This is a genomic window from Pseudomonas sp. ADAK18 (genome assembly GCF_012935695.1).
Taxonomy (GTDB): Bacteria; Pseudomonadota; Gammaproteobacteria; order Pseudomonadales; family Pseudomonadaceae; genus Aquipseudomonas.
In genome coordinates, this window is sequence record NZ_CP052859.1 from 1,209,250 (window position 1) to 1,231,153 (window position 21,904).

The 21,904-nt window shown below is 59.5% G+C and carries 21 protein-coding genes and 1 pseudogene; 15 read left to right on the forward strand and 7 right to left on the reverse strand.

All coding sequences use genetic code 11. The features are described 5' to 3' along the window. Positions 1 to 21 precede the first annotated feature (21 nt). Complete coding sequence (locus HKK55_RS05595) at positions 22 to 555, reverse strand: GNAT family N-acetyltransferase (protein WP_169353721.1); 534 nt, start codon at positions 553 to 555, stop codon at positions 22 to 24. Positions 556 to 747: 192 nt separating this feature from the next. Between HKK55_RS05595 and HKK55_RS05600 the strand changes: the two genes are divergently transcribed. The 3 genes from HKK55_RS05600 to HKK55_RS05610 all read left to right on the forward strand — a co-directional run bounded on the left by HKK55_RS05600 (position 748) and on the right by HKK55_RS05610 (position 2,916). Beyond that, positions 748 to 1,080 (forward strand): ComEA family DNA-binding protein, encoded by a 333-nt coding sequence (locus HKK55_RS05600; protein ID WP_169353722.1) that lies wholly within the window; start codon positions 748 to 750, stop codon positions 1,078 to 1,080. A gap of 328 nt (positions 1,081 to 1,408) precedes the next feature. Beyond that, positions 1,409 to 2,101, forward strand: coding sequence for a GntR family transcriptional regulator (locus HKK55_RS05605; RefSeq protein WP_169353723.1), 693 nt, complete (start codon positions 1,409 to 1,411; stop codon positions 2,099 to 2,101). Continuing rightward, positions 2,068 to 2,916: a DUF1989 domain-containing protein gene (locus HKK55_RS05610; RefSeq protein ID WP_169353724.1), complete on the forward strand. Its 849-nt coding sequence runs from the start codon at positions 2,068 to 2,070 to the stop codon at positions 2,914 to 2,916. Before HKK55_RS05605 ends, HKK55_RS05610 begins: the two co-directional genes overlap by 34 nt. A 6-nt stretch (positions 2,917 to 2,922) precedes the next feature. Here the strand turns inward: HKK55_RS05610 and HKK55_RS05615 are convergent, their stop codons facing one another. Continuing rightward, entirely contained in the window at positions 2,923 to 3,090 is a 168-nt protein-coding gene (locus HKK55_RS05615) for a DUF2897 family protein (protein WP_169353725.1), read from the reverse strand. Positions 3,091 to 3,199: 109 nt separating this feature from the next. Beyond that, positions 3,200 to 4,564 carry an ethanolamine permease gene (gene eat / locus HKK55_RS05620; RefSeq protein ID WP_169353726.1) on the reverse strand — a complete coding sequence of 455 codons (1,365 nt, stop codon included), beginning with the start codon at positions 4,562 to 4,564 and terminating at the stop codon, positions 3,200 to 3,202. Between the two features lie 392 nt (positions 4,565 to 4,956). On the opposite strand from eat, the gene kdpF reads away from it, so the two are divergent. The 6 genes from kdpF to HKK55_RS05650 all read left to right on the forward strand — a co-directional run bounded on the left by kdpF (position 4,957) and on the right by HKK55_RS05650 (position 13,025). Beyond that, complete coding sequence (gene kdpF / locus HKK55_RS05625; protein WP_003218754.1) at positions 4,957 to 5,046, forward strand: K(+)-transporting ATPase subunit F; 90 nt, start codon at positions 4,957 to 4,959, stop codon at positions 5,044 to 5,046. Positions 5,047 to 5,054: 8 nt separating this feature from the next. Then, the gene (gene kdpA / locus HKK55_RS05630) at positions 5,055 to 6,749 is read left to right on the forward strand and encodes a potassium-transporting ATPase subunit KdpA (RefSeq protein WP_169353727.1); all 1,695 of its coding nucleotides are present in this window, start codon (positions 5,055 to 5,057) and stop codon (positions 6,747 to 6,749) included. A 12-nt stretch (positions 6,750 to 6,761) separates the two neighbouring features. After that, entirely contained in the window at positions 6,762 to 8,819 is a 2,058-nt protein-coding gene (kdpB, locus tag HKK55_RS05635; RefSeq protein ID WP_178128830.1) for a potassium-transporting ATPase subunit KdpB, read from the forward strand. Positions 8,820 to 9,014: 195 nt separating this feature from the next. Then, a complete protein-coding gene (kdpC, locus tag HKK55_RS05640; protein ID WP_169353729.1) occupies positions 9,015 to 9,560 on the forward strand; it encodes a potassium-transporting ATPase subunit KdpC in 546 nt (181 codons plus the stop codon). Positions 9,561 to 9,640: 80 nt separating this feature from the next. Next, positions 9,641 to 12,292, forward strand: coding sequence for a sensor histidine kinase KdpD (locus HKK55_RS05645; protein ID WP_169353730.1), 2,652 nt, complete (start codon positions 9,641 to 9,643; stop codon positions 12,290 to 12,292). 37 nt (positions 12,293 to 12,329) lie between these two features. Further along, positions 12,330 to 13,025, forward strand: coding sequence for a response regulator (locus HKK55_RS05650; RefSeq protein ID WP_169353731.1), 696 nt, complete (start codon positions 12,330 to 12,332; stop codon positions 13,023 to 13,025). Positions 13,026 to 13,103: 78 nt separating this feature from the next. Here the strand turns inward: HKK55_RS05650 and HKK55_RS05655 are convergent, their stop codons facing one another. Next, positions 13,104 to 14,141 (reverse strand): patatin-like phospholipase family protein, encoded by a 1,038-nt coding sequence (locus HKK55_RS05655; RefSeq protein WP_169353732.1) that lies wholly within the window; start codon positions 14,139 to 14,141, stop codon positions 13,104 to 13,106. Positions 14,142 to 14,357: 216 nt separating this feature from the next. Between HKK55_RS05655 and HKK55_RS05660 the strand changes: the two genes are divergently transcribed. The 3 genes from HKK55_RS05660 to HKK55_RS05670 all read left to right on the forward strand — a co-directional run bounded on the left by HKK55_RS05660 (position 14,358) and on the right by HKK55_RS05670 (position 16,397). After that, positions 14,358 to 14,636 (forward strand): hypothetical protein, encoded by a 279-nt coding sequence (locus HKK55_RS05660; RefSeq protein ID WP_155584321.1) that lies wholly within the window; start codon positions 14,358 to 14,360, stop codon positions 14,634 to 14,636. A 92-nt stretch (positions 14,637 to 14,728) separates the two neighbouring features. Continuing rightward, on the forward strand, positions 14,729 to 15,502 hold the full coding sequence (locus HKK55_RS05665; RefSeq protein ID WP_169353733.1) for a CHAD domain-containing protein: 774 nt from the start codon (positions 14,729 to 14,731) through the stop codon (positions 15,500 to 15,502). 97 nt (positions 15,503 to 15,599) lie between these two features. Further along, complete coding sequence (locus tag HKK55_RS05670) at positions 15,600 to 16,397, forward strand: acyl-CoA thioesterase II (protein WP_169353734.1); 798 nt, start codon at positions 15,600 to 15,602, stop codon at positions 16,395 to 16,397. 43 nt (positions 16,398 to 16,440) lie between these two features. Here the strand turns inward: HKK55_RS05670 and HKK55_RS05675 are convergent. From HKK55_RS05675 to HKK55_RS05685, 3 genes and pseudogenes are all read right to left on the reverse strand, one after another. Further along, positions 16,441 to 16,674 (reverse strand): annotated as a pseudogene (locus HKK55_RS05675) (terminase); the annotation flags it as partial. An 89-nt stretch (positions 16,675 to 16,763) separates the two neighbouring features. Then, positions 16,764 to 18,245 (reverse strand): methyl-accepting chemotaxis protein, encoded by a 1,482-nt coding sequence (locus HKK55_RS05680; protein ID WP_169353736.1) that lies wholly within the window; start codon positions 18,243 to 18,245, stop codon positions 16,764 to 16,766. A 96-nt stretch (positions 18,246 to 18,341) separates the two neighbouring features. Continuing rightward, entirely contained in the window at positions 18,342 to 19,148 is an 807-nt protein-coding gene (locus HKK55_RS05685; protein ID WP_169353737.1) for a TatD family hydrolase, read from the reverse strand. Positions 19,149 to 19,383: 235 nt separating this feature from the next. On the opposite strand from HKK55_RS05685, the gene HKK55_RS05690 reads away from it, so the two are divergent. The 3 genes from HKK55_RS05690 to HKK55_RS05700 all read left to right on the forward strand — a co-directional run bounded on the left by HKK55_RS05690 (position 19,384) and on the right by HKK55_RS05700 (position 21,901). Further along, complete coding sequence (locus HKK55_RS05690) at positions 19,384 to 20,805, forward strand: transglycosylase SLT domain-containing protein (RefSeq protein ID WP_169353738.1); 1,422 nt, start codon at positions 19,384 to 19,386, stop codon at positions 20,803 to 20,805. 104 nt (positions 20,806 to 20,909) lie between these two features. Beyond that, positions 20,910 to 21,344, forward strand: coding sequence for a DoxX family protein (locus tag HKK55_RS05695; protein ID WP_169353739.1), 435 nt, complete (start codon positions 20,910 to 20,912; stop codon positions 21,342 to 21,344). Positions 21,345 to 21,592: 248 nt separating this feature from the next. Then, a complete protein-coding gene (locus HKK55_RS05700; protein ID WP_169353740.1) occupies positions 21,593 to 21,901 on the forward strand; it encodes a class I SAM-dependent methyltransferase in 309 nt (102 codons plus the stop codon). Positions 21,902 to 21,904 lie beyond the last annotated feature (3 nt).

Below are 21,904 nucleotides of genomic sequence, written 5' to 3' on the forward strand. Positions count from 1 at the left end.
CCATATTGAAGCCGGTGCAGTTTATGGAGTACTTACTGAGATTTTGCTCGACAGCCTTGTTTTTGTTGCCTCAACGGCATCTTTTGTTATAGCGAAAATAAAGTCGAGATCGGTCTCTCCAGTTTTACGGGCCCCCATCTTTTCGTGAAACGATATGACGCGCTCATTTCCTTTTCTGACATCAAAATGTGATTTCTGGAAACCAAGGTGATCAAAGGCAAACTTGTAAACTAAGAAGGCGCTTTCCAAAGCAGCATATTTTGTTTTGTCTTCGTTGAGAATCCAGCTTCCCCAACAAAAGGAGTCCTCAGTTAAATCGTAAACTCGTACGGTACCGCAGGGTACTCCATCGTTTCTTTCAATGATGAAGTAATATTGGCTGCCTTGCGTTTCATCATTTTTGTATTTCTTTATCCACTCTTTTTGTGCTTCTACACTTGGATTTACTGAGGACAGAAACTGATTGTACTTTTCATCTAATCGTAGCTTCAACACGAAATCGGCATCACTTTCTTCAATTAGACGTAGCTTTACCGTTTTTGATTGCAGATCCATGGCTTGCTCCCTTTGAGGCGTCATTCGTTGGGTGACATGATAGCTGGCTTCCTCTGATTATTGAACTGTGGAAGCTCCTCTTGTTAACACCCTGTAACGCAACCATTTTTGACTTACCCACGACATCGCCTAAGTTTGAAAAGCAGCTTCGGAAAGCTGCTTTTCTCACTGATGTCATGGAGCGTCTCTGTTATGCGTAAAACTACTTTTTCCTCCCTCTTTTTCGCTTTCCTGGCCAGCGTTTCCCTGGCTACCAACGCAGCCCCCGCCGTTAAGCCCGAGGTTTCCACCCCCATCGCCGTTCAAATGACCAAGGCCGAGCAAACCGGCAAGGTCAATCTCAATTCAGCGGACGCCGAGACCCTCAGGCGTGATCTGTTTGGGATCGGTGCAGCCAAAGCCAGGGCGATTATTGCTTACCGTGAAAGCAACGGGCCGTTTACGGCGGTTGATGAGTTGCTGGAGGTGAAGGGGATTGGTAAATCGCTTCTGGAAAAGAATCGCGACAGGCTGGAAGTCAATTGAGGATCTATATGTAAGCCAAGAGGCCGGTCATTGACCGGCCTTCTTTTTGTCTCTGATTTGCGGGTCTACTTGTGTTTTCAGGTTCCCGCGCACCACCTCCAGTATCTACGACCCAACTCCGAAAATGCTCATCAATGGGCCACCCTGATCCGACGAAGTCTGTGCCCCTTGGAAAGGTAGCTATCAATAAACGCTTCCAACAGTTGCCCCTGGCTGTACCTTCACCACTCTTCACAAATGTGTGTCCACCCACACTCACCGACATCTGAGTTGGCACGAATAGTGATTACCTCTTGCACAACGATTGTTGAACAATCAAGAGGTGTCCATGGGTATCACATTGTCACTGGCTGATCAGATTGCCTTGGAGCTTCGAGCTGACATTACCGGTGGGCGACTGTTGCCTGGCATGGCGCTGGTCGAGGCAGAGCTGGTCAGGGCCTACAACGCCTCACGCAATACCATTCGCGAGGCATTGCATCGCCTCGGCCAAGAGGGTTTGACCCGCTATGTGCGTAACAAAGGAGTGATGGTCCGGCGGCTGGAGCGCGATGAGGTGCGCGACCTGTTTGTCGTCCGCCGCACGTTGGAGTTACAGGCAATTGCTGTGGGTCGACCCTTGTCGGCTGAGCAGTGTGACCGCATGCAGGTGGCGATCGAAGCCACCACCCTGGCTCGGGAGCGTGAAGACTGGCGCTCTGTGGCAACCCACAGCCTGGGCTTTCACCAGCAGATTGTCGGCTTGATGTGCAGCCCGTTGTTCGATGAGTTCTTTGCCCAGGTGATCGCGCAGTTGCGCCTGGTGTTTTGCGCCGCCCCTGATGAACAACATTTCCAGTCACCTTGGCTGGAACGGGATCGAGAGATTTACGCGTTATTGGCACAAGGCAATAAGCCGGCGGCAGGGGAGGCGATGAGTCTGTATCTGGACGACTCGGAGCGCCTGTCGCTGGCCCTGTTTACTCACTCTGATGGAGGACGTTCACCATGTATAAAGACTATCCCGCCGCTTACCAGGTGAGCAAAGGCTCGGCCTTGCAGGTCGACAAGGCGTTCTACGAACGGATTCGCGATGCTGTTGATCAACGCACGCTGATTGAACAGTTCGAAGTGCCGATCCGCACCGGGCAGGCGTGGAAGGTTCCGGCCGGTCACGTGTTTCGGGTGACCACGCCGGTGGGGCCGCAGGTAGGTGATTTCAACGTGTGGAATGCCAATGACCCACGCGAGCGTTTATGGGCGGCGCGTACCCGGCAGTTGCAGGGTGCCCATGTCAGTACCCACGACCGACTCTGGTCGAATCTGCCGTTCCTGAGGCCATTGGTGACCATCACTGATGACAGCCTGGCCGGTTATGGCATTGATGAACACGGTGGGCGTTTGCACGATTTGCTGGGCACGCGCTGCGATCCCTATGTGAACAAGATGCTGACGGGGGAGGACTTCCACCACCATTGCCATTCAAACCTGACCCGTGCAGTGTTGCCCCACGGGCTGACGGAGTTTGATGTGCATGATGTGCTGAATATCTTTCAGTGCACCGGGCTCAATCACGACGACATGTACTTTATGAAGGCCTGTCCTGCGCAGAAAGGTGACTACCTGGAGTTCTTTGCCGAGATTGATTTGCTGTGCGCGCTGTCGACATGCCCGGGCGGGGATCTGTCACTGCCGATGTGGGGGCCGGATGCACAGGATCCGCTGACCGTGTGCCGTCCGTTGGGGGTGGAGATTTATCGATTGGAAGACGGGTTGCTCGCAGGCTGGAGCCAACCCGAACGTGCTGCCTATAAAGGCCAGCACGGGTTGCATATCGCCAAGGCGGATTGGGAATAATCCTGATCAGCGATCCTGTGAGTCCTTGGCATCCGCCTGGGCGTTGCGTTCGGCCACGCGTTTGCGTTGTTCGTCCGTCAATTCCACCTTGTTGGCGCTGTCACGCAGCATCAACAATCCACCGACGATCGAACCGATCGCAACCACCAGAATCAACCAGGCATACCAGGGCATAACGCTCTCCTTGAGGCAGCTTGCCGTAGGAGGATTTCCCACGGCAATAACAGCTTTGAGCTACGGGGTTTATCAGTGGTTCCATTGTAGCCCCGTTCTGCCTCAAGACTCAGAGTCCGGTCAACATCGCGTCAGCCGGTGCGTCGGCGCGATCCTGCGCAGTCAGTTGGAAGTAGACATAACCCACCGCCATGAAACCGAGGAAAATCAGCCCGATCAGCGTGTTGAACCAGGCCATCGCCACCAGGCACACCACGGCCAGCACCAGGGCGATGCCGGGAACGATGGGGTAACCGGGGGCACGGAAGGTGCGTTCCAGCAACGGTTCGGTTTTGCGCAGTTTGAACAGGCTGAGCATGCTCATGATGTACATCACAATGGCACCGAACACCGCCATGGTGATCATTGCTGCGGTGAGGGTCATGCCACCCAGGTTGATCAGGCCATCGCTGTAGATCGCAGCGATACCGACGACACCACCGGCGATGATTGCCCGATGGGGCGTCTGAAAGCGCGACAGTTTGGCGAGGAAAGAGGGCAAGTAACCGGCGCGCGCCAAGGCAAAGAACTGGCGAGAGTAGCCAAGGATAATGCCGTGGAAACTGGCCACCAGCCCAAACAAGCCAATCCACACCAGCATGTGCAGCCAACCTGAACTGTCACCGACGACGGTTTTCATCGCTTGTGGCAGTGGGTCGTTGATGTTCGACAGCGTGCGCCAGTCACCCACGCCGCCGGCGAAGAACATCACGCCCATCGCCAGGATTACCAGAGTCAGGATGCCACTGATGTAGGCCTTGGGGATCGTGCGTTTCGGATCCTTGGCTTCTTCGGCGGCCATGGCGGCGCCTTCGATGGCGAGGAAGAACCAGATGGCAAAGGGAATTGCGGCAAACATCCCGGCAATAGCAGGCGCGCCGAAGGTGTCGGAGCCAGCCCAGCCATTGAGGGCGAAGTTGCTGAAACTGAAGGCTGGCGCGACTACCCCCATAAACACCAGCAGTTCGGCCACGGCCAGCACGCAGACGACCAGCTCAAAGGTCGCCGCCAGTTTGACCCCGAGAATATTCAGACCCATGAACACAATGTAGGCGCCCACGGCGGCGTGTTTCGGGTCGAGGGCCGGAAACTGCACATTCAGGTAAGCCCCGATCGCCAGCGCGATGGCCGGTGGGGCGAAGACAAATTCAATCAGTGTCGCTAACCCTGCAATCAAGCCGCCTTTCTCGCCAAACGCCCGACGGCTGTAGGCAAAGGGGCCTCCTGCATGGGGAATTGCGGTAGTCAGCTCGGTGAAACTGAAGATAAAGCAGGTGTACATGGCGGCGACCATCAATGAGGTCACCAAAAAGCCCAGGGTACCGGCCACGCCCCAGCCATAGCTCCAGCCAAAGTATTCCCCGGAAATCACCAGCCCGACGGCGATACCCCATAAATGCAAGGTGCCCAAGGTCGGTTTGAGTTGTGTGTTCATCGTGTTGCTCCCTGAACGGTGTGTAATGTTTCAGGACGTTGCAGTGGTCATGCCATTCCCGGCAACGGTGTCGTAAAGCGGTTCCGCTGTCGCCTGGGGGACGGTTTTGCGTTTGAATACGTTCCTTGCTGCACCAGATAAGTGCGGTGGTGATGCTGACGGCGCCATCGCGGGCAAGCCCGGCTCCCACAGGTGACAGCACTCCAATGTGGGAGCCGGGCTAGCCCGCGATGAGGCCCTCAAAGCCCCCCAAAACCCCAGTGTAAACCCCGCATAAACCCACTCTTTACGCGCTCTTTACGCCCTGCCCATACCCTCGCTCTCGTTCCTTTACGGCGCACCTGCGGACAATACCCCTACACACGGCAATCGCCGTACGACGGAGAACTTCCATGAGCGTTCTGGACGGGGTGTCACTGCTGTTGGCTGTGGCGCTGTTCATTTATCTGCTGGTTGCGCTGTTACGCGCGGATCGGAACTAGGAGCGGCTATGCACAGTTATGACTATTGGCTGATCATTGCCTTCTTTGCCTTGGTACTGATTCCGGCGCCCTTTTTGGGGCGGTTTTACTACAAGGTCATGGAAGGCCAGCGCACGTGGCTGACCCCGGTTTTCGGTCCGGTGGAGCGTGTGTGTTATCGCATCGCTGGCGTTGACTCGCAGGAAGAGCAGAGCTGGCAGAAGTATGCCCTGGCCTTGCTCGCCTTCAACCTTGCAGGGTTTGTGTTGCTGTTCGCGATTCTGTTGTTCCAGGACTATCTGCCCCTCAATCCGCAGAAACTGCCAGGTCAGGAATGGACGCTGGCCTTCAACACTGCAATCAGTTTCATGACCAACACCAATTGGCAGTCCTACAGCGGTGAAGCCTCCCTGAGCTACCTCAGCCAGATGGCCGGCCTTACCGTGCAGAACTTCGTCAGCGCCGCCACCGGTTTGGCGGTGCTGGTCGCGCTGTGCCGTGGTATCGGTCGCAAATCCACCAAGACCCTGGGCAACTTCTGGGTCGATATGACCCGCGCCACCCTCTACGGTTTGTTGCCGTTGTGCCTGGTGCTCGCGTTGTTCCTGGTGTGGCAGGGCGTGCCGCAAACCTTCGCCCATTACGTTGATGCGGTGACGATGCAAGGTGTGGATCAAGTGATCCCCTTGGGTCCGGCCGCCAGCCAGATTGCGATCAAGCAACTGGGCACCAACGGCGGTGGTTTCTTCGGGGTCAACTCGGCGCATCCGTTCGAGGATCCGACCGCCTGGGCCAACCTGTTCGAAGTGGCATCCATCATCCTGATCCCGGTGGCGTTAGTGTTCACCTTTGGCCATTACGTAAAAGACCTGCGTCAGAGCCGAGCGATCCTCGGTTGTATGTTGGCGCTGTTCCTCATCGGCGGCGCGACTTCGCTGTGGTCCGAATACCAGCCCAACCCGACCCTGAACAACCCGGCCGTCGAACAGACCGCGCCGCAGGAGGGCAAGGAGGCACGCTTCGGCACCACCGGTACGGTGTTGTGGTCGGTGACCACCACCGCTGCATCCAACGGTTCGGTGAACGGCATGCAGGACAGCCTCAGCCCCCTGAGCGGGATGGTCGCGCTGGTCAACATGATGGTCGGCGAAGTGATTTTCGGCGGCGTCGGTGCCGGTATGTACGGCATGTTGCTCAATGTGTTGATTGCGGTGTTCCTCGCCGGCCTGATGATCGGACGTACCCCGGAATACCTGGGCAAGAAACTCCAGGCCAAGGAAGTGCAATTGCTGGTAGTGACCTTGATGGTGATGCCCGTCGGCGTACTGGTACTTGGCGCCATTGCCGCCAGCCTGCCTGGCCCGGCCAGTGCCATCAGCAATCCCGGCCCTCATGGTTTCAGCCAGTTGCTCTACGCGTACACCTCGGCCAGTGCCAACAACGGTTCGGCGTTTGGCGGTTTCAGTGCCAACACTCCGTTCCACAACCTGATGCTCGGCCTTGGCATGTTGATCGGTCGCTTCGGCTACATCCTCCCGGTACTGGCCTTGGCCGGCAGCCTGGCGATGAAGAAAACCGCACCGATTGGCCAGAACAGCTTTCCGACCCATGGCCCGCTGTTCGTGACCCTGTTGACCGTGACCATTTTGCTGGTGGGCGGCCTGAGCTTCTTGCCGACACTGGCACTGGGCCCTATCGCTGAACACTTGAGCATGGGCTTCTAAAGGGATATGAAAATGAATATGCCTGCAAAAAACGCAGCTCCCGTGAACGCTCAGGAGCCGGCTAAAACCGCAATCTCGGCCCTGTGGCGACCGGCGATGATCCAGGCGTTCGTCAAGCTGGACCCGCGCCAGTTGCAACGTTCACCCGTGATGCTGGTGGTCGAACTGACCGCGATCCTCACCACCGTGTTGTGCTTTGTGCCGGACACCTCAGTACCGACCTACGTCGCCGTCCAAATCGCCGTATGGCTGTGGTTCACCGTGCTGTTCGCTAACTTCGCCGAAGCCTTGGCGGAAGGTCGCGGCAAGGCCCGTGCCGACAGCCTAAAGGCCGGCAGCGAAGGCCTCAGTGCGCGCCGCAAGGAAGCCGATGGCAGCTTCCAGGTCGTGCCAGCCGCAAGCCTGCGTAAAGGCGACGTGGTACGGGTTGCCGCCGGGGAAATGATCCCCGGTGACGGCGAGGTCATTGAAGGTATCGCTGCCGTCAACGAAGCGGCGATCACCGGCGAATCTGCACCGGTGATCCGTGAGTCCGGCGGCGACCGCTCGGCGGTCACTGGCAACACCCGCCTGGTTTCGGACTGGTTGGTGATCCGTATCACCGTCAATCCAGGTGAGTCGACACTGGACCGCATGATCGCCCTGGTAGAAGGCGCCAAACGCCAGAAAACTCCCAACGAAATCGCGCTGGATATCCTGCTGATCGGCCTGACGCTGATCTTCCTGCTGGTGGTGGTGACCCTGCAGCCGTTCGCCCACTTTGCCAATGGCAGCCTGCCGTTGGTGTTCCTGGTGGCGCTGTTGGTCACGCTGATTCCTACCACCATCGGTGGCCTGTTGTCGGCTATCGGTATCGCCGGTATGGATCGCCTGGTGCGCTTGAACGTGATCGCCAAGTCCGGCCGCGCCGTGGAAGCGGCGGGGGATGTGCATGTGCTGTTGCTGGACAAGACCGGCACCATCACGTTTGGTAACCGTCGTTGCACGGCGGTGGTTGCCGCACCCGGTGTCAACGGCAAGGAACTGGCCGAGGGGGCGTTGTTCGCCTCGTTGGCCGACGATACCGCTGAAGGCAAGTCCATCGTCGAGTACCTGCGGGCGTTGCACCCTCAGGCCGAGCCATCGGCTGAAGAGCTGACCGTGGTGCCGTTCAGCGCCGAAACACGCCTGTCCGGCGTCGATTACAAAGGCCGTGTGTTCCGTAAAGGCGCCGTGGATTCGCTACTGGCATTTATCGGCCTGCAACGCAGTGATCTGCAACCGGCGCTGTCCCGGGAAATCGACAAGATCGCCCAGAGTGGCGGCACCCCGTTGCTGGTGTGCGCCGATGGCAAATTGCTGGGGGCGATTCACCTCAAGGACGTGGTCAAACCCGGCATCCGTGAGCGTTTCGCCGAGCTGCGCAAATTGGGAATCCGTACGGTAATGGTGACCGGCGACAACCCGTTGACCGCCGCAGCGATTGCCGCTGAAGCGGGCGTCGATGACGTGCTGGCCGAAGCCACACCGGAGAAAAAACTGGCGCGTATTCGCCATGAACAGAATGACGGTCGTCTGGTGGCGATGTGCGGTGACGGCGCCAACGACGCCCCGGCGCTGGCCCAGGCCGACGTCGGCATGGCGATGAACGACGGCACTCAGGCCGCCCGTGAAGCGGCCAACATGGTCGACCTCGACAGCGACCCTACCAAGCTGCTGGACGTGGTGCAGATCGGCAAGGAGTTGCTGGTAACCCGTGGCGCATTGACGACCTTTTCCATCGCCAACGACGTGGCCAAGTACTTCGCGATCCTGCCGGCGCTGTTCGCCTCGATCTACCCGCAACTGGGTGTGCTCAACGTGATGCACCTGCAAAGCCCGCAGAGCGCGATCCTCTCGGCCATCGTGTTCAACGCGCTGATTATCGTGGTGCTGATCCCGTTGGCACTGCGTGGTGTGCGTGTACACGCGGCGAGTGCGGCAGCATTGCTGCGGCGCAACCTGTTGATTTATGGCCTGGGCGGGCTTCTGGTGCCGTTCGTGGGGATCAAGGCGATCGACATGCTGTTGACCGCACTGCACCTGGTGTAACCGGCTGATTTTTGTGGCGAGCGGGCTTGCCCGCGTTGGGCTGCGCAGCAGCCCCAGTAGGACCGCCGCATTCTTTCAGACAGAGTGAGGTGGCCGGTCTAGGGGCCGCTGCGCAGCCCAACGGGGGCAAGCCTCCTCGCCACGGGTTTCAGTTGTGTCAGAAATTGATGTGTTCAACGAATTGAGGAATATGAAATGTCCAACATGATCCGCCCGGCCCTGAGCCTGCTGGTGTTGATGACCCTGATCACCGGCGTGGCTTATCCCCTGGTTGTCACCGGTGTGGCACAAGTGGCGTTCCCTGATCAAGCCAACGGCAGCCTGGTACACGATGCCAGTGGCAAGGTCCGCGGTTCAAGCTTGATTGCCCAGGATTTCACCGGCGACAGCTGGTTTCATCCACGGCCATCTGCCGGAGCATTTGCTACCGTCTCCAGTAGCGCCAGCAACCTGGGGCCAAGCAACCCGGCGTTGGCTACCCGTGTGTTCGACGATGCCAATAAACTGTTGGTGTCGAGCCAGGGCCCGGTGCCTCTGGCGATGTTGACTACCTCTGGCAGCGGTCTTGATCCACACTTGCCACCACAAGCAATTGCCTATCAACTGGCGCGGGTTGCAGCGGCGCGTAATCTGCCGGTGTCGACCCTGGAACGCTTGATGGATGAGCACATCGAAAGCCCGCTGGTGGGCCCGCCGGTGGTGAATGTGCTGGCGTTGAACATGGCTTTGGAAAAGTTGTAAACAGGGGGGCCGCCATTCGACTTGCTCGCGAATGGCGGACTCAAGAAATCCACATCAACACCTGAAGGAAGACCTCCCGCATGAGCGACTCCGGCCGCGCCGATGCCCTGTTAGCCGACTTGCCCCGGGACGGCCGTGGCCGGCTCAAAGTGTTTCTCGGTGCCGCCCCCGGTGTCGGCAAGACCTACGCCATGCTCCAGGCCGCCCATACCCAACTGCGTCAGGGCGTGCGACTGGTCGCCGGTGTAGTGGAGACCCATGGCCGCGCCGAGACCGAAGCCTTGCTCAGCGGCCTGCCGCAACAGCCGTTGCTGCGCTCGGAATACCGCGGCGTGATGCTGGAGGAAATGGACCTCGACGGTCTGCTCGCCGCCAAGCCCAAGCTGGTGCTGGTAGATGAACTGGCCCACAGCAACGCTCCCGGCAGCCGCCACGAAAAGCGCTGGCAGGACATTCAGGAACTGCTGGCGGCCGGCATCAACGTGTTCACCACCGTCAACGTGCAGCATCTGGAAAGCCTCAACGACCAAGTGCGTGGCATCACCGGCGTCCAGGTGCGTGAAACCCTGCCTGACTGGGTATTGCAGGAGGCCGATGAGCTGTTGCTGATCGACCTGCCATCCCGCGAGCTGCTGGAGCGCCTGCGAGACGGTAAGGTCTACGTGCCGGAACAGGCTCGGGCGGCTATCGATGCGTTCTTCACCCAGACCAATCTCATGGCTTTGCGCGAGCTGGCGATGCAGACCGCGGCGGCCCACGTCGACGATGACTTGACCCAAGGCTATCGGCAACTGGGCCAGGCTGCACCGACGGTGCGCGGGCGGCTGTTGGTGGGCGTGGACGGTGATGCCCAGGCCGAGCGGCTGGTGCGTCACGCCAGCCGTGTGGCTCAGCGTCGGCATTTGCCCTGGAGCCTGGTGCACGTGGACAACGGCCGAGTACGGGATGAGCAATCGCGACTGCGCCTGCAAAACGCTCAGCAACTGGCCGAACGCCTGGGCGGTGAAGTGGTGTTGCTGCGGGCGGGAGAAGTGGCCAAGACCCTGATCCAGCACGCCGTCGAACGTCGCGCCAGCCTCGTGTTGGTGGGTCAATCGCGGCCGCGCTGGCATCGTCGGGTGTTCGGTGGCGGACTGGCCTCGCGGCTATTGCGCAATGCCCGTGGTCTGGAAATCAACGTCCTTGACAGCGACGACGCCCCGACCCCGCCACGTATGCCGGATGTGCGTGGCCTGGTGTGGTTCGACTATGCCCTTGCGGTGCTAGCGACCGTGCTGGCCGCCGGTGTGGCCTGGGCGGTGTCCAGTGTTCTGCCGTTGCCCAACATTTCGTTGGTGTTCCTCGCCGCCGTGTTGCTGGTAGCGGTGCGCAGTAGCCTGGGCCCATCGCTGGCCTGTGCGGCGCTGTCATTCCTGACCTACGACTTCCTGTTTATTCCGCCGAACTTCTCCTTCGCCATCCAGCGTGAAGAAGACGTGCTGACCCTGTTGTTCTTCCTGCTGATGGCCGCGTTGACCGGTAACCTGGCCGCTCGCCAACGCCGGCAACTGCAAGCCCTGCGTGACACCCAGGAAGAAACCAGCGAACTGCTCGACCTGTCGCGCAAACTCACTGCCGCCACTGATCGCCAGGCGGTGATCAGCGCGGCGGCTCATCACCTTGAAGACTGGAACGACCTGCACCTATGCCTGGTCAATCGCGACGGGCAGGGTGACTGGAAAGTCGATACCGGCGGCCCGATCACCTTCACCGAGGCTGAGCGCGCCGCTGCCGATTGGGCTTGGCAGCACGACCAGCCAGCGGGTATGGGCACCGGCACTTTACCGTTTGGTCGCTGGTGGTGGTGGCCATTGTCCGGCGAAGAAGGCCCGTTGGGTTTGCTGGGCGTCAGCCCCAAAGCCGGCCGGGAGTTGAGCGGCCAACGCCGTCGCTTGCTCACCGCGTTGAGCCAGCCACTGGCTCAGGCGCTGGCCCGGGCCCAATTGGCCCAGGAGCTGGAAGCCGCTCGCCTGCACGGTGAAACCGAACAATTGCGCAGTGCCTTGTTGGCGTCGGTGTCTCATGATTTGCGCACGCCGCTGACCTCCATGCGCGGCAGCATCGACAGCCTGTTGGCCCTCGGCGAGGCCATCCCGCTGGAAGATCGCCGGGAATTGCTGGAAGGTACCCGCGACGAAGCCGAGCGTCTGGACCGCTATATTCAGAACCTGCTGGACATGACACGCCTGGGCCACGGTGCCTTGAAGCTGGCGCGGGATTGGGTGTCGCCCGGCGATATCGTCGGCAGCTCGTTGGGCCGCTTGCGCGCGGTGCTGGCGCCGTTGCAGGTCACGGCTGATGTTCCAGCCGAACTGCCGTTGTTGTACGTGCACGCGGCATTGATCGAGCAGGCGCTGGTGAATGTGCTGGAAAACGCCGCGCGTTTCTCGCCGCCCCACGGCCGTTTGCAACTACGCGCCGGCGTGCTCGACCAGCAGTTGTTTTTTGCGGTCAGCGATGAAGGCCCGGGGATTCCCGAGGATGAGCGGGCGAAGATTTTCGACATGTTCTACACCGCCGCCCGCGGTGATCGCGGAGGGCAGGGCACCGGGCTCGGCTTGGCGATCTGCCAGGGCATGGTCGGTGCCCACGGCGGGCATATCAGTGTGGCGGAGGGCATTGAAGGGCGGGGCACTTGCATCACCTTATTTCTGCCTTTGCAGGCCCAGCCTGGCCTGGAAAGCGAACCTTGAGCTACCCTCTTTTTTTCACGGATTTTGATTGGACACCATGAGCCAGACTGCGACGATTTTGGTCATTGACGACGAACCGCAGATCCGCAAGTTCTTGCGCATCAGCCTGGCCTCCCAGGGCTACAAAGTAATCGAGGCCGGGACCGGCAACGAAGGCCTGGCCCAGGCCGCCTTGAGTAAACCGGACCTGTTGGTCCTCGACCTCGGCCTGCCGGACATGGACGGCCAGCAAGTACTGCGCGAGTTTCGTGAATGGTCGACGGTGCCGGTGTTGGTGCTGTCGGTGCGTGCCAGCGAAGTACAGAAGGTCGAGGCGCTGGATAACGGCGCCAATGACTACGTGACCAAACCCTTCGGTATCCAGGAGTTCCTTGCCCGTGTGCGGGCCCTGTTACGTCAGGCACCGGCGGGTGAGGCCCAGGAAGCGGCGTTGCGCTTCGGGCCGCTGACCGTCGACTTGGCCTATCGTCGGGTGTTGCTGGACGGCGCCGAAGTGGCCCTGACCCGCAAGGAATATGCGGTGCTGGCGCAACTGGCGCGGCATCCCGGCCGAGTGATTACCCAACAGCAATTGCTCAAGGATATCTGGGGCCCGACCCATACCGAAGACAGTCATTACCTGCGGATCGTCGTGGGGCATTTGCGTCAGAAGCTGGCGGATGATCCGACCCAGCCGAGGTTTATCGTGACCGAGGCGGGGGTTGGGTATCGGTTGTTGAATACCGAGGGCTGATACCTGATAGATGTGTGGTGCCCGTATGGACGCCTTCGCGGGCTTGCTCGCGAAGGCGTCAGTAGCCACACAGAAAATTCATTGCTGCTCACTCTCATACCGATCCAACGTATCGCTGGCAATCTCCCGCCCCAGGGCGATCAATTCCGGCGCCTTGTAGAACTCGAAAAATCGGCACACCCGCTTCGGCACGTTGATCAGAATGTCCGGTGGGTAACCGGCGATCTTGTACTGCGCCAGTGAAGTCTGCATCACCTCGAAGCTCTGGTTGATCAGGTCCAGCAGCGATGCAGGGCCAACGTTGTCGATGATGAATGAACCGGTGGCGGACTTCGGCGCTCCGGCCTTTTCCGGCGCGGCGGCAGGCTGTTGTGCTTCGGGTTCGGCGGACTCCAGCCACGGGTTGATGTCGGCGGCTTGGGCTTGCAGGGCTTCCTGCTCCAGCAGCAGTAACTGCTCGGCCTGCTTGCGGCGAAATGGCAAGTGCGAACCCAGCGAACGTACCAGGTTGTCAAAGCGGCTCTTGAACGCAGGTGGACGTTGAATCACCGGCAGTTGGTAGTGCTTCTGGTTAGTGGAGTTGAGGTTGACTGCGATGATCAGATCGCAGTGGCTCGACACCACCGGCACGATGGGCAGCGGGTTGAGCAGGCCGCCGTCCACCAACATACGGTTGCCTTGCATCACCGGGGTGAACAGGCTGGGAATGGCGGCTGAAGCACGCATGGCCTGATGCAGGCAGCCTTCCTGGAACCAGATTTCCTGCTGGTTGGTCAGGTCGGTGGCCACCGCGGTGTAGGGGATACGCAGGTCTTCGATATTGATCTCGCCGACGATCTTGCGAATCTGTCCGAAGACCTTTTCGCCGCGTATGGCACCGAGACGAAAGCTCACGTCCACCAGGCGCAGTACGTCCAGGTAGTCCAGGCTTTCGATCCAGTTTCGATACTCGTCCAGCTTGCCCGCGGCGTAGATTCCGCCCACTACCGCACCCATGGAACAGCCGGCAATACAGGCGATGTCATAGCCGCGTTTTTCGATCTCTTCGATCACTCCGATATGGGCGTAACCCCGAGCACCGCCGGAGCCCAGCACCAATGCAACACGTTTCTTCATGATCTGAGTCCTTCGTAAAACAGGTGCCCACAATGCACCCATCGAGAGGTGGCTTCAATATTCGCTGCCTACGTGGATTATTTTTGCGAGGGAGACATTCTGCTCGGGTATGCTTCGGCAATAGGACTTTGGATTTCAGGCTGCCTGACAAGGCACTTTTTGTTGTAGGCAACGTCTACTTACCACGACTGTTTTTCTTTTTTTGAGGTGTCATTGATGAAAGCCTGGATGTGTTTGCCTGTGATCGTATTGGCGCTGGCCGGTTGCGCAGGAAAAACTGCTTATCGCGACAGCTGTGCTTCGCAGTTGGATTCGGCCTGGAAAGAGCTGGACCTGGCCAAGGCTGAAGGCTTCGCTGGCACCGTGAGTTACTCCAAGGCCCTGTCCCTGCTGACCGGTGCCAAGACCCAGCAGCAATTCGAAGCCTTCGAAGGATGCTCCAACAAGGCCGAGAAAGCCCGCTTCTACATTCGTGAGTCTCGTGCTGGGCGTTGATCCCGATCACCGTGTCATGGAGTAGTAGTCGTTAAGGTGGTGCGTGGCGCTGGCTGCATCAGGCGCCCCGATGATGAACAGGGGAAGTAAGCATGTCTGCCTTGGTAGATCAGTTGGTCGCTCAGGTCATTGGCCTGGAAGTTGGGTTGCTGAACTGCCAGGCGCGCCTTGCAGCGGTCACCGATGATGAAGCCTTGCACGACCTGCGTACTACCGTACGACGCCTGCGCAGCCTGCTGCGGCCGTTGCGTGGTTTACCCGGTGTCGAACAATTGGAGGCCGCCGCCAGTGGCGTCGGCCAACTGACCACGCCACTGCGGGACCGTGAGGTCCTGGCGGCCTATCTTCACCAGCACGGCCATCATGAGGCCGCTGCCCGCCGTATGGCTCAACAGTCGGATGCGTATCGCCAAGTGGCCCGAGGGCCGGAGCTGGCACAACTGTTGTTGATCCTTGATGCATTCCCGCGGTTTATCCGCGCGTCTCAGCGGCAAAAGCTGCTCAGGGGCCTGCGTCCACGCATTGAAAAGCGCCTGGCCAAGCAGTGGCAGAAACTGGATGTGGCGTTGCACGACCCCGACCATGACCGTCATCGCTTGCGCCTGCTGATCAAGCGGGTGCGCTATGCGGCGCAGGCTTATCCGCAACTGGGGAAGTTGCCGGACAAAGCCATGTCACGACTCAAGTCTGCTCAGGGCGCGCTGGGTGACTGGCACGATTGCTGGCAATGGCTGGCCCAGGCTGAACACCAGGTGGATTTGCAACCCTGCGTCGCCGTTTGGCATCGGACTGTGTCCGAAGCGGAAGGGCGGGCGGATCGAGTGCTGGATAAATTGAGCGCCGACTGTTTCACGAATAAGGCCTAAGGCTTATCTGTCCGCTTGTTTGGCCGGAATAGGTGGTGTGCCGTAGCCGCGCGCTGGTTAAGATCCCTCAACCGTTTTTCGTTGAATTGAGGTCGCCATGCGCTTTTGTGATTTGCTCGACGCTGCCCGTAGCCATCCCCTGGACGTGACGATCCCGGCCGAGTGGGCCCAGGGCCGAGCCACATTTGGTGGCCTGGTCGCCGCCTTGCAGTACGAAGCCCTGCGCGCCAAAGTGCCGGCAGATCGACCGCTGCGCTCGTTGGCCATTACCTTTGTCGGCCCGGTGGCGCCGGATTTGCCGGCCAGTTATCAAGTCGAAGTGCTGCGTGAAGGCAAGGCCGTCAGCCAGTTGCTGGGCCGGGTGGTGCAGAACGGTGAGGTGATGACCCTGGTACAAGCCAGCTTCGGCGCTTCGCGGCCTTCGCAGATTAATGTCGTGGCCGAACCGGCACCTACCTTCAAACACTGGGACGAGTGCCAGGAACTGCCCTATATCAAAGGCGTGACCCCCGAGTTCATGCGCCATCTGGCCATGCGCTGGAGTGTGGGTGGCCTGCCATTCACCGGTAACAAATCTCGCGAGATGGGCGGCTGGGTGCGCTTGCGTGGGGATGTGAAGGAAGAGCCATTGACTGAGGCCTACATCCTCGCATTGGTGGATGCTTGGCCGCCGGCCCTGTTACCTCACCTGACCCAGCCGGCGCCGGGCAGCACGTTGACTTGGACCATCGAATTCGTTCAACCCTTGCAGGACCTCACCACGCTGGACTGGTGCCAGTACCATGTGCAGATCGAGCATGCCCGCGACGGCTATGGTCATGCTGCCGCCGCGCTTTGGAGCCCCACCGGGCAGTTGATGGCCCTGAGCCGGCAGACCGTGGTGGTGTTCGCTTAGGCCCTCAGACCAACAGGTGCCGATCGCTGGAGGCGTTAGCCGTACGAGCCTCCAGGCTGCGGCCATGGTGTTGCAGGGCCATGGCTGCCAGCAACCCGACAACCCCGACGGCAACACTGGCCAAGTTCAAGCTGAACACTCCGGAGGCAATCAGCAGAAAACCGATGATGAACAGTGGCAGTGCAATCAGTTGCAGAACCTGATTGGTCGAATGCTGATGGCTCTGTGGGTGATTGCGCCATTGCCAGGCGGGAATGTTTGGATGACGTTTGCCCATGATCAAATCCTCTGTTCTGAAACAACTTGAACAGAGTTTAGGTTGGGCTGGATAGCCAGGCGAATCAAGGCTGGCTATCGAGGCTATAGCTATAACTTCAATTGACCAATCGCCCGGCTCAATTCCCCGGCCAACGTGGCCAGCTCATTGCTCGTGGTTGCCGAATCCACGGTCTGTTGCACGGTGTTTTCAGTGACGTCACGAATACTCACCACCGCCCGGTTCATCTCTTCGGCCACGTGACTTTGCTGTTCGGCGGCAACGGCGATCTGGGTGTTGCTTTCACGCATCTGCGCCACGGCACCGGTGATCTGCGCGAGTGCTGCACGGGCTTCCTGGGCCTGTTGCACGCAGTCGTCGGCCTTGAACGAGCTTTCCTGCATGAAGTCCACCGCATCCCGAGTGCCGGCCTGCAGGGCCGAAACCATGCGGGTGATTTCGTCGGTGGAGCTTTGTACGCGTTTGGCCAGGTTGCGCACCTCGTCGGCGACTACCGCAAAGCCACGGCCCATTTCCCCGGCACGGGCCGCCTCGATGGCAGCGTTGAGGGCCAGCAGGTTGGTTTGTTCCGCGATGCTGTGAATCACGCCGACCACGCCGTTGATTTTCTGGCTGTCCTCGGCCAGCTTCTGGATCATCTCAGCGGTTTGTTGAACGCCTGTGGATAACCCGGCAATCGAGCGTTGCACACGGCCTACCACTTCCTGGCCGCTGCCGGCCAGGGTGTCGGCGGTCTGCGACAGATCACGGGTGGCGCTGGCATGCTGGGCGATGTGGTACACGGTAGCGGTCATCTCATTGATGGCCGTGGCGGCCTGGTCGGTTTCGCTTTGCTGGCCGAGCATGCCGTGCTGGACTTCATTCATGCTGCTGGCCAGGCGTGCGGCCCCTTCGTCCAGTTGCCTGGCGGTGCGCGCCACAGTGTTGACCACGCGTTGATAGCCGGCTTGCATGGCGTTGAACGCACTGGCCATCTGGCCGACCTCATCAGTGCAGGCCAGCGGCACGCGGGCCGATAAATCGCCGGTTTTTTCCACATGCAGCATCACGTCTTTCAAGGTGTTGAGCTGGCTGAGCAGGAAGCGGATCAGCAGTTGCGAGGCGCCGAGCATGGCCAGCATCAGGATCATCACCGCTACGGCGTAGTTGGCGAAGCGCTCAGTGAACACCTGGCTCAAACTTGGTGCATAAGCCAGTACGGCAACCTGCTGGCCGTCGGGCCGGGCGATCACGTCGGCACCCATCAGCGGGTTTTCACCGAACAGCGGCATGTGATTGAACTCAACCCAACCGCTGGCTGTGCTCAGGGCTGACAGATCCTTGTCTGCCAACTGTGGGATCTGACCCCGTGCGAACGTCAGCCATTGCTCGCCTTTGGGCAGCGCCTGATTCGCGGGCCAGGCGCCGAGCAATTGTCCCTGAGCCAGCGCGGAGGTTTGGGAGGCTTGGCTGCGGGCCTGTTGTTCGAGCTGTACTGCGTACAGCACCAGCAGCAGCGTGGTGATGAAGGCGACCGCATTGACGGCCCAGAATTTGTACTTCAGTGAGATGTTGCTAAGCCAGGCACCCATGGAAGGTTTTCTCTGATAGCGGAAACAGCATTGGCAAGGTGCCATTATTGTGCCGCTACTCAGGGAAAGGGCCTTGATGTGGGTCAATGTGCCGCGTCAATCCGGCACAGGCAGTCCGAAAAAGGCGCGGGCGCAGGCGGTACTGTGTTGGGCCAGATCGTCTGTGCTTTCTTCACGATGCAAGGCGACTTCGCGCAACACTTCTGGCAGATAGGCGGGTTCATTACGGCCGTTCTTTGGTTTGGGGCGCAGGGTGCGTGGCAAAAGGTATGGCGCATCGCTTTCCAGCATCAGACGGCCTCGGGGAATTTCCCTGACTAAGGGATGCAGGTGTGTCCCACGACGCTCATCACAGATCCACCCGGTAATGCCGATATGCAAGTCCAGGTCGAGGTAGCTGAACAGAGCGCGCTGTTCACCGGTGAAGCAGTGCACCACGGCGGCGGACAGGTGATCGCGATAGTCCCGAAGGATTTCCAGCAAGCGCTGGTTGGCGTCCCGTTCATGGAGAAACACCGGTAACTTGAGCTCCACGGCCAGGGCCAGGTGTTCTTCGAGGACTTTTTCCTGTTGCGGGCGTGGCGAGAAATCCCGGTTGAAATCCAGCCCACATTCACCCACCGCGCGCACGCGGTTTTCCTTGAGCAGCGCTCGCAGGCGTTGTGCGCTGTCAGCATTCCAGTCGCTGGCGCTATGGGGGTGAATACCGGCGGTGGCGAATAACCGTTGGTCAGTTTCATCCAGTCGATGACAGAGCTCCAGGGCCTGCTCGCTGCCCTCCACACTGGTGCCGGTGAGGACCAATTGGCTGACCCCGGCGGCATACGCACGGTCCAGTACGGCCTGGTGCTTGTCGTCGAAACTTGGGTTGGTCAGGTTGACGCCGATATCAATGAGTTGCATGGTGCTATCTCCGCCTGCGGTCGGAAAGCATATCAGAGCTGTAGATTTATAAGAAAAGCCAAGAACTACAACGAGTTGAAGCTGTCTTTGTATGTCACGAGTGACACCGTGTTTGGCCGAGTGCCTTCCACCGTGCCGCCCTTGCAACCAAAGCCTGCGCTCACGGCGCTCTGTTTCTGTCCCCCAATGCCTTGTCGTAGATGAGTTGTTGGGCCGTATTCTTTCCGGAGAGCGGATGATCCGACCCTCGGCGTTGCTCATGCTGTGCCTGACGTTACTGCTGCCTCCGGCGGCGGTTGCGCGTCTGCCCGGGCCGCCAGAAGCGGCCAAGCCGGGCAAGGTCCGCGACCTTGCCGAAATTCGCAACAGCCGCACCTTGCGTGTATTGGTCAACCAGAGCCGCAATAGCTCGGGTGAAGTCCAGGGCCAGGCCATCGGTGCTGAGTACCATCGACTGCGCGCCTTCGAGCAATACCTCAACGGCCACGCCCGCGACGGTCAGGCAATCAACCTCAAGATTATTCCCAAGGCCAAGGACCAGTTGCTGGGCGCGCTGGCGCGTGGCGAAGGGGATCTGGTAGCGCCCGGAGAACTGCTGGATCTGAAGGCGACGCACAAGATCAGCACCAGCGACCCGATTGTCAGTGACGTGCCTCTGTGGCTCGTCGGGGTCAAGGGCGAGCGACGGTTTACCCGATTGGAGCAGTTGTCCGGCCGGACCCTGGCCCTGACCACTGGCAGTGCGGCTGGGGAGGCGGTAAACCAGATCAACCAGAAGCTGGCGTTGCGCAAGTTGCCGCCGGTGAAAGTGGAGTGGGTCGATCCCAGTCTGGCCGTGGAGGACGTGCTGGAGATGGTCCAGGCCGGTATTTTCCACCTGACCATCGTCGAGCGCCCGATTGCCGAGCGTTGGTCGAAGGTCCTGCCCAAGTTGCGCTTTGATCGACAAGTGACGATCAGGGAGCCGGGCGAAGAATACTGGTTTGTCCGCCAGGACGCCGCAATGTTGCGGGCCAGCATTGACCGCTTCCTGAAGACCTACAAGACCCCAGCCGATCAGGATGTTGCCTTCCAGCGTGTCTACCGTCGCCTGTATCAAGTGCGTTATCCATTGGCCCGGGCTGACCGCCAGCGCCTGGAAAAGCTACGGCCGGTGTTGCAGAAACATGCTCGGGAGCAGGGGATGGACTGGCTGAACCTGGCCGCTGTGGCGTTCAAGGAGTCATCCCTTGATCCCAGTGCAAAAAGTGCCAGCGGCCCCACCGGCCTGATGCAGATCACACCGTCAGCCGCCCAGCGGGTAGGGGTCAACAATATTCAGACCCTGGACAGCAATGTGCAGGCAAGCGCGCGTTACTTGGCGCTGATCCGTCGCAAGTTTTTCGCCAGCCCCAAACTTAACGAGCGTGAGCGCATGGCGTTTATCCTGGCGGCCTACAACATGGGCCCGGAACGGGTACAAGGCATGCGCGCCGAGGCCCGGCGACGGGGCTTGAATCCCAATCAGTGGTTTTTCCAGGTCGAACGCATTGCCATGGAGCAGGTGGGAATGGGCGGCGTCAGCTATGTTAATAGCGTCAACAAGTACTATTTGGCGTTTGATCGGGAGCGGGATTCCCTTGAACCGCCGACGCCGAAGATTGCCTCACGCAAATAATCGATTAAATCGATATTAATTCGGCATTTTTTCGGCTTTTATCATTCCTTAAACTGATTAATATAGCGGCCAACCAACCCCTATCTTGAAAAGGATTTACCAGCATGAGCCCAGTGATCAAAAGCCTTCTGTCCACCCGCGCCGGCTACGGCCTGACAGTCCTGCGAATTTTTGTTGGTATCGTCTTCGCTGCCCACGGTTCGCAAAAGCTCTTCGGCTGGTTCGGCGGTGGTGGTTTGGCCGGCACTGCACAGTGGATGGAAAGTATCGGTCTGGCTCCGGGCACCCTAATGGCGCTGCTGTCGGGTGGTACTGAGTTCTTCGCCGGCCTGGCACTGATCATCGGTTTGCTGGCGCGGCCTGCGGCACTGGGCCTGAGCATTATTTCGTTGGTGGCGATCTTCTCGGTGCACATCCATAACGGGCTGTTCATGGCCAACAACGGTTATGAGTTTGCGCTGGCCTTGCTGGGTGGCACTATCGCCGTGATGCTGGAAGGTGCTGGCAAATTGTCTGCCGACCGTGCAATCGCCAACTGAGATATTGCAAGTCCCTTAAAAGGCCCGCCCGTGCGGGCCTTTTCGTTGCTCGGGATTCTTGACACCGCCCCACAGGCTTCTCTAGGATGCTGCTTATGCGCCGATTTAAACAGCTAATTGCGGGGCGCCACAGGTGACTGAGAACAGTCCCGACAGAAACCTGATCCAGGTTTCGAAATACCGCTAAAGCGCTGGTTCGGTGTTGCCTCTCACCTGCCCGCAGACTTTTGAGGCAGAGACACGACACGATGAATGCACTACGCCCTCTCATACGCTTGGCCCCGATCACTGCGGGTCTCACTCAGCGCAATCCGAAAATCCTGCTGGGTGGCAAACATCAGCCTACGCTATTGCGTTATCTGGATGGTTGGCCGCGCCGCACTGGCAGGCCTTCGGCCTTTCTGATCCAGTTTGTCGACGACGGTGATTCTCTTTCCCGCTTTGCCACCGACAGTTTTGACCTGGCGGTCATTCAAGCGCCAAGTGCCAGCGAGGCTGGCGAAGTTATCCGGCAATTGACCCGTATCTCACGGCAAGGGTTGATTACACGGCGTTGAGCC

What these genes read in the sequence shown, in the direction of transcription:
- HKK55_RS05655 (WP_169353732.1), bottom strand. Translation starts at nt 14,141, where the DNA reads ATGAAGAAACGTGTTGCATTGGTGCTGGGCTCCGGCGGTGCTCGGGGT.
- HKK55_RS05650 (WP_169353731.1), top strand. Translation starts at nt 12,330, where the DNA reads ATGAGCCAGACTGCGACGATTTTGGTCATTGACGACGAACCGCAGATC.
- kdpA (WP_169353727.1), top strand. Translation starts at nt 5,055, where the DNA reads ATGCACAGTTATGACTATTGGCTGATCATTGCCTTCTTTGCCTTGGTA.
- HKK55_RS05660 (WP_155584321.1), top strand. Translation starts at nt 14,358, where the DNA reads ATGAAAGCCTGGATGTGTTTGCCTGTGATCGTATTGGCGCTGGCCGGT.
- eat (WP_169353726.1), bottom strand. Translation starts at nt 4,564, where the DNA reads ATGAACACACAACTCAAACCGACCTTGGGCACCTTGCATTTATGGGGT.
- kdpB (WP_178128830.1), top strand. Translation starts at nt 6,762, where the DNA reads ATGAATATGCCTGCAAAAAACGCAGCTCCCGTGAACGCTCAGGAGCCG.
- HKK55_RS05600 (WP_169353722.1), top strand. Translation starts at nt 748, where the DNA reads ATGCGTAAAACTACTTTTTCCTCCCTCTTTTTCGCTTTCCTGGCCAGC.
- HKK55_RS05700 (WP_169353740.1), top strand. Translation starts at nt 21,593, where the DNA reads ATGAATGCACTACGCCCTCTCATACGCTTGGCCCCGATCACTGCGGGT.
- HKK55_RS05605 (WP_169353723.1), top strand. Translation starts at nt 1,409, where the DNA reads ATGGGTATCACATTGTCACTGGCTGATCAGATTGCCTTGGAGCTTCGA.
- kdpC (WP_169353729.1), top strand. Translation starts at nt 9,015, where the DNA reads ATGTCCAACATGATCCGCCCGGCCCTGAGCCTGCTGGTGTTGATGACC.
- HKK55_RS05690 (WP_169353738.1), top strand. Translation starts at nt 19,384, where the DNA reads ATGATCCGACCCTCGGCGTTGCTCATGCTGTGCCTGACGTTACTGCTG.
- HKK55_RS05615 (WP_169353725.1), bottom strand. Translation starts at nt 3,090, where the DNA reads ATGCCCTGGTATGCCTGGTTGATTCTGGTGGTTGCGATCGGTTCGATC.
- HKK55_RS05595 (WP_169353721.1), bottom strand. Translation starts at nt 555, where the DNA reads ATGGATCTGCAATCAAAAACGGTAAAGCTACGTCTAATTGAAGAAAGT.
- HKK55_RS05610 (WP_169353724.1), top strand. Translation starts at nt 2,068, where the DNA reads ATGTATAAAGACTATCCCGCCGCTTACCAGGTGAGCAAAGGCTCGGCC.
- kdpF (WP_003218754.1), top strand. Translation starts at nt 4,957, where the DNA reads ATGAGCGTTCTGGACGGGGTGTCACTGCTGTTGGCTGTGGCGCTGTTC.
- HKK55_RS05665 (WP_169353733.1), top strand. Translation starts at nt 14,729, where the DNA reads ATGTCTGCCTTGGTAGATCAGTTGGTCGCTCAGGTCATTGGCCTGGAA.
- HKK55_RS05680 (WP_169353736.1), bottom strand. Translation starts at nt 18,245, where the DNA reads ATGGGTGCCTGGCTTAGCAACATCTCACTGAAGTACAAATTCTGGGCC.
- HKK55_RS05645 (WP_169353730.1), top strand. Translation starts at nt 9,641, where the DNA reads ATGAGCGACTCCGGCCGCGCCGATGCCCTGTTAGCCGACTTGCCCCGG.
- HKK55_RS05685 (WP_169353737.1), bottom strand. Translation starts at nt 19,148, where the DNA reads ATGCAACTCATTGATATCGGCGTCAACCTGACCAACCCAAGTTTCGAC.
- HKK55_RS05670 (WP_169353734.1), top strand. Translation starts at nt 15,600, where the DNA reads ATGCGCTTTTGTGATTTGCTCGACGCTGCCCGTAGCCATCCCCTGGAC.
- HKK55_RS05695 (WP_169353739.1), top strand. Translation starts at nt 20,910, where the DNA reads ATGAGCCCAGTGATCAAAAGCCTTCTGTCCACCCGCGCCGGCTACGGC.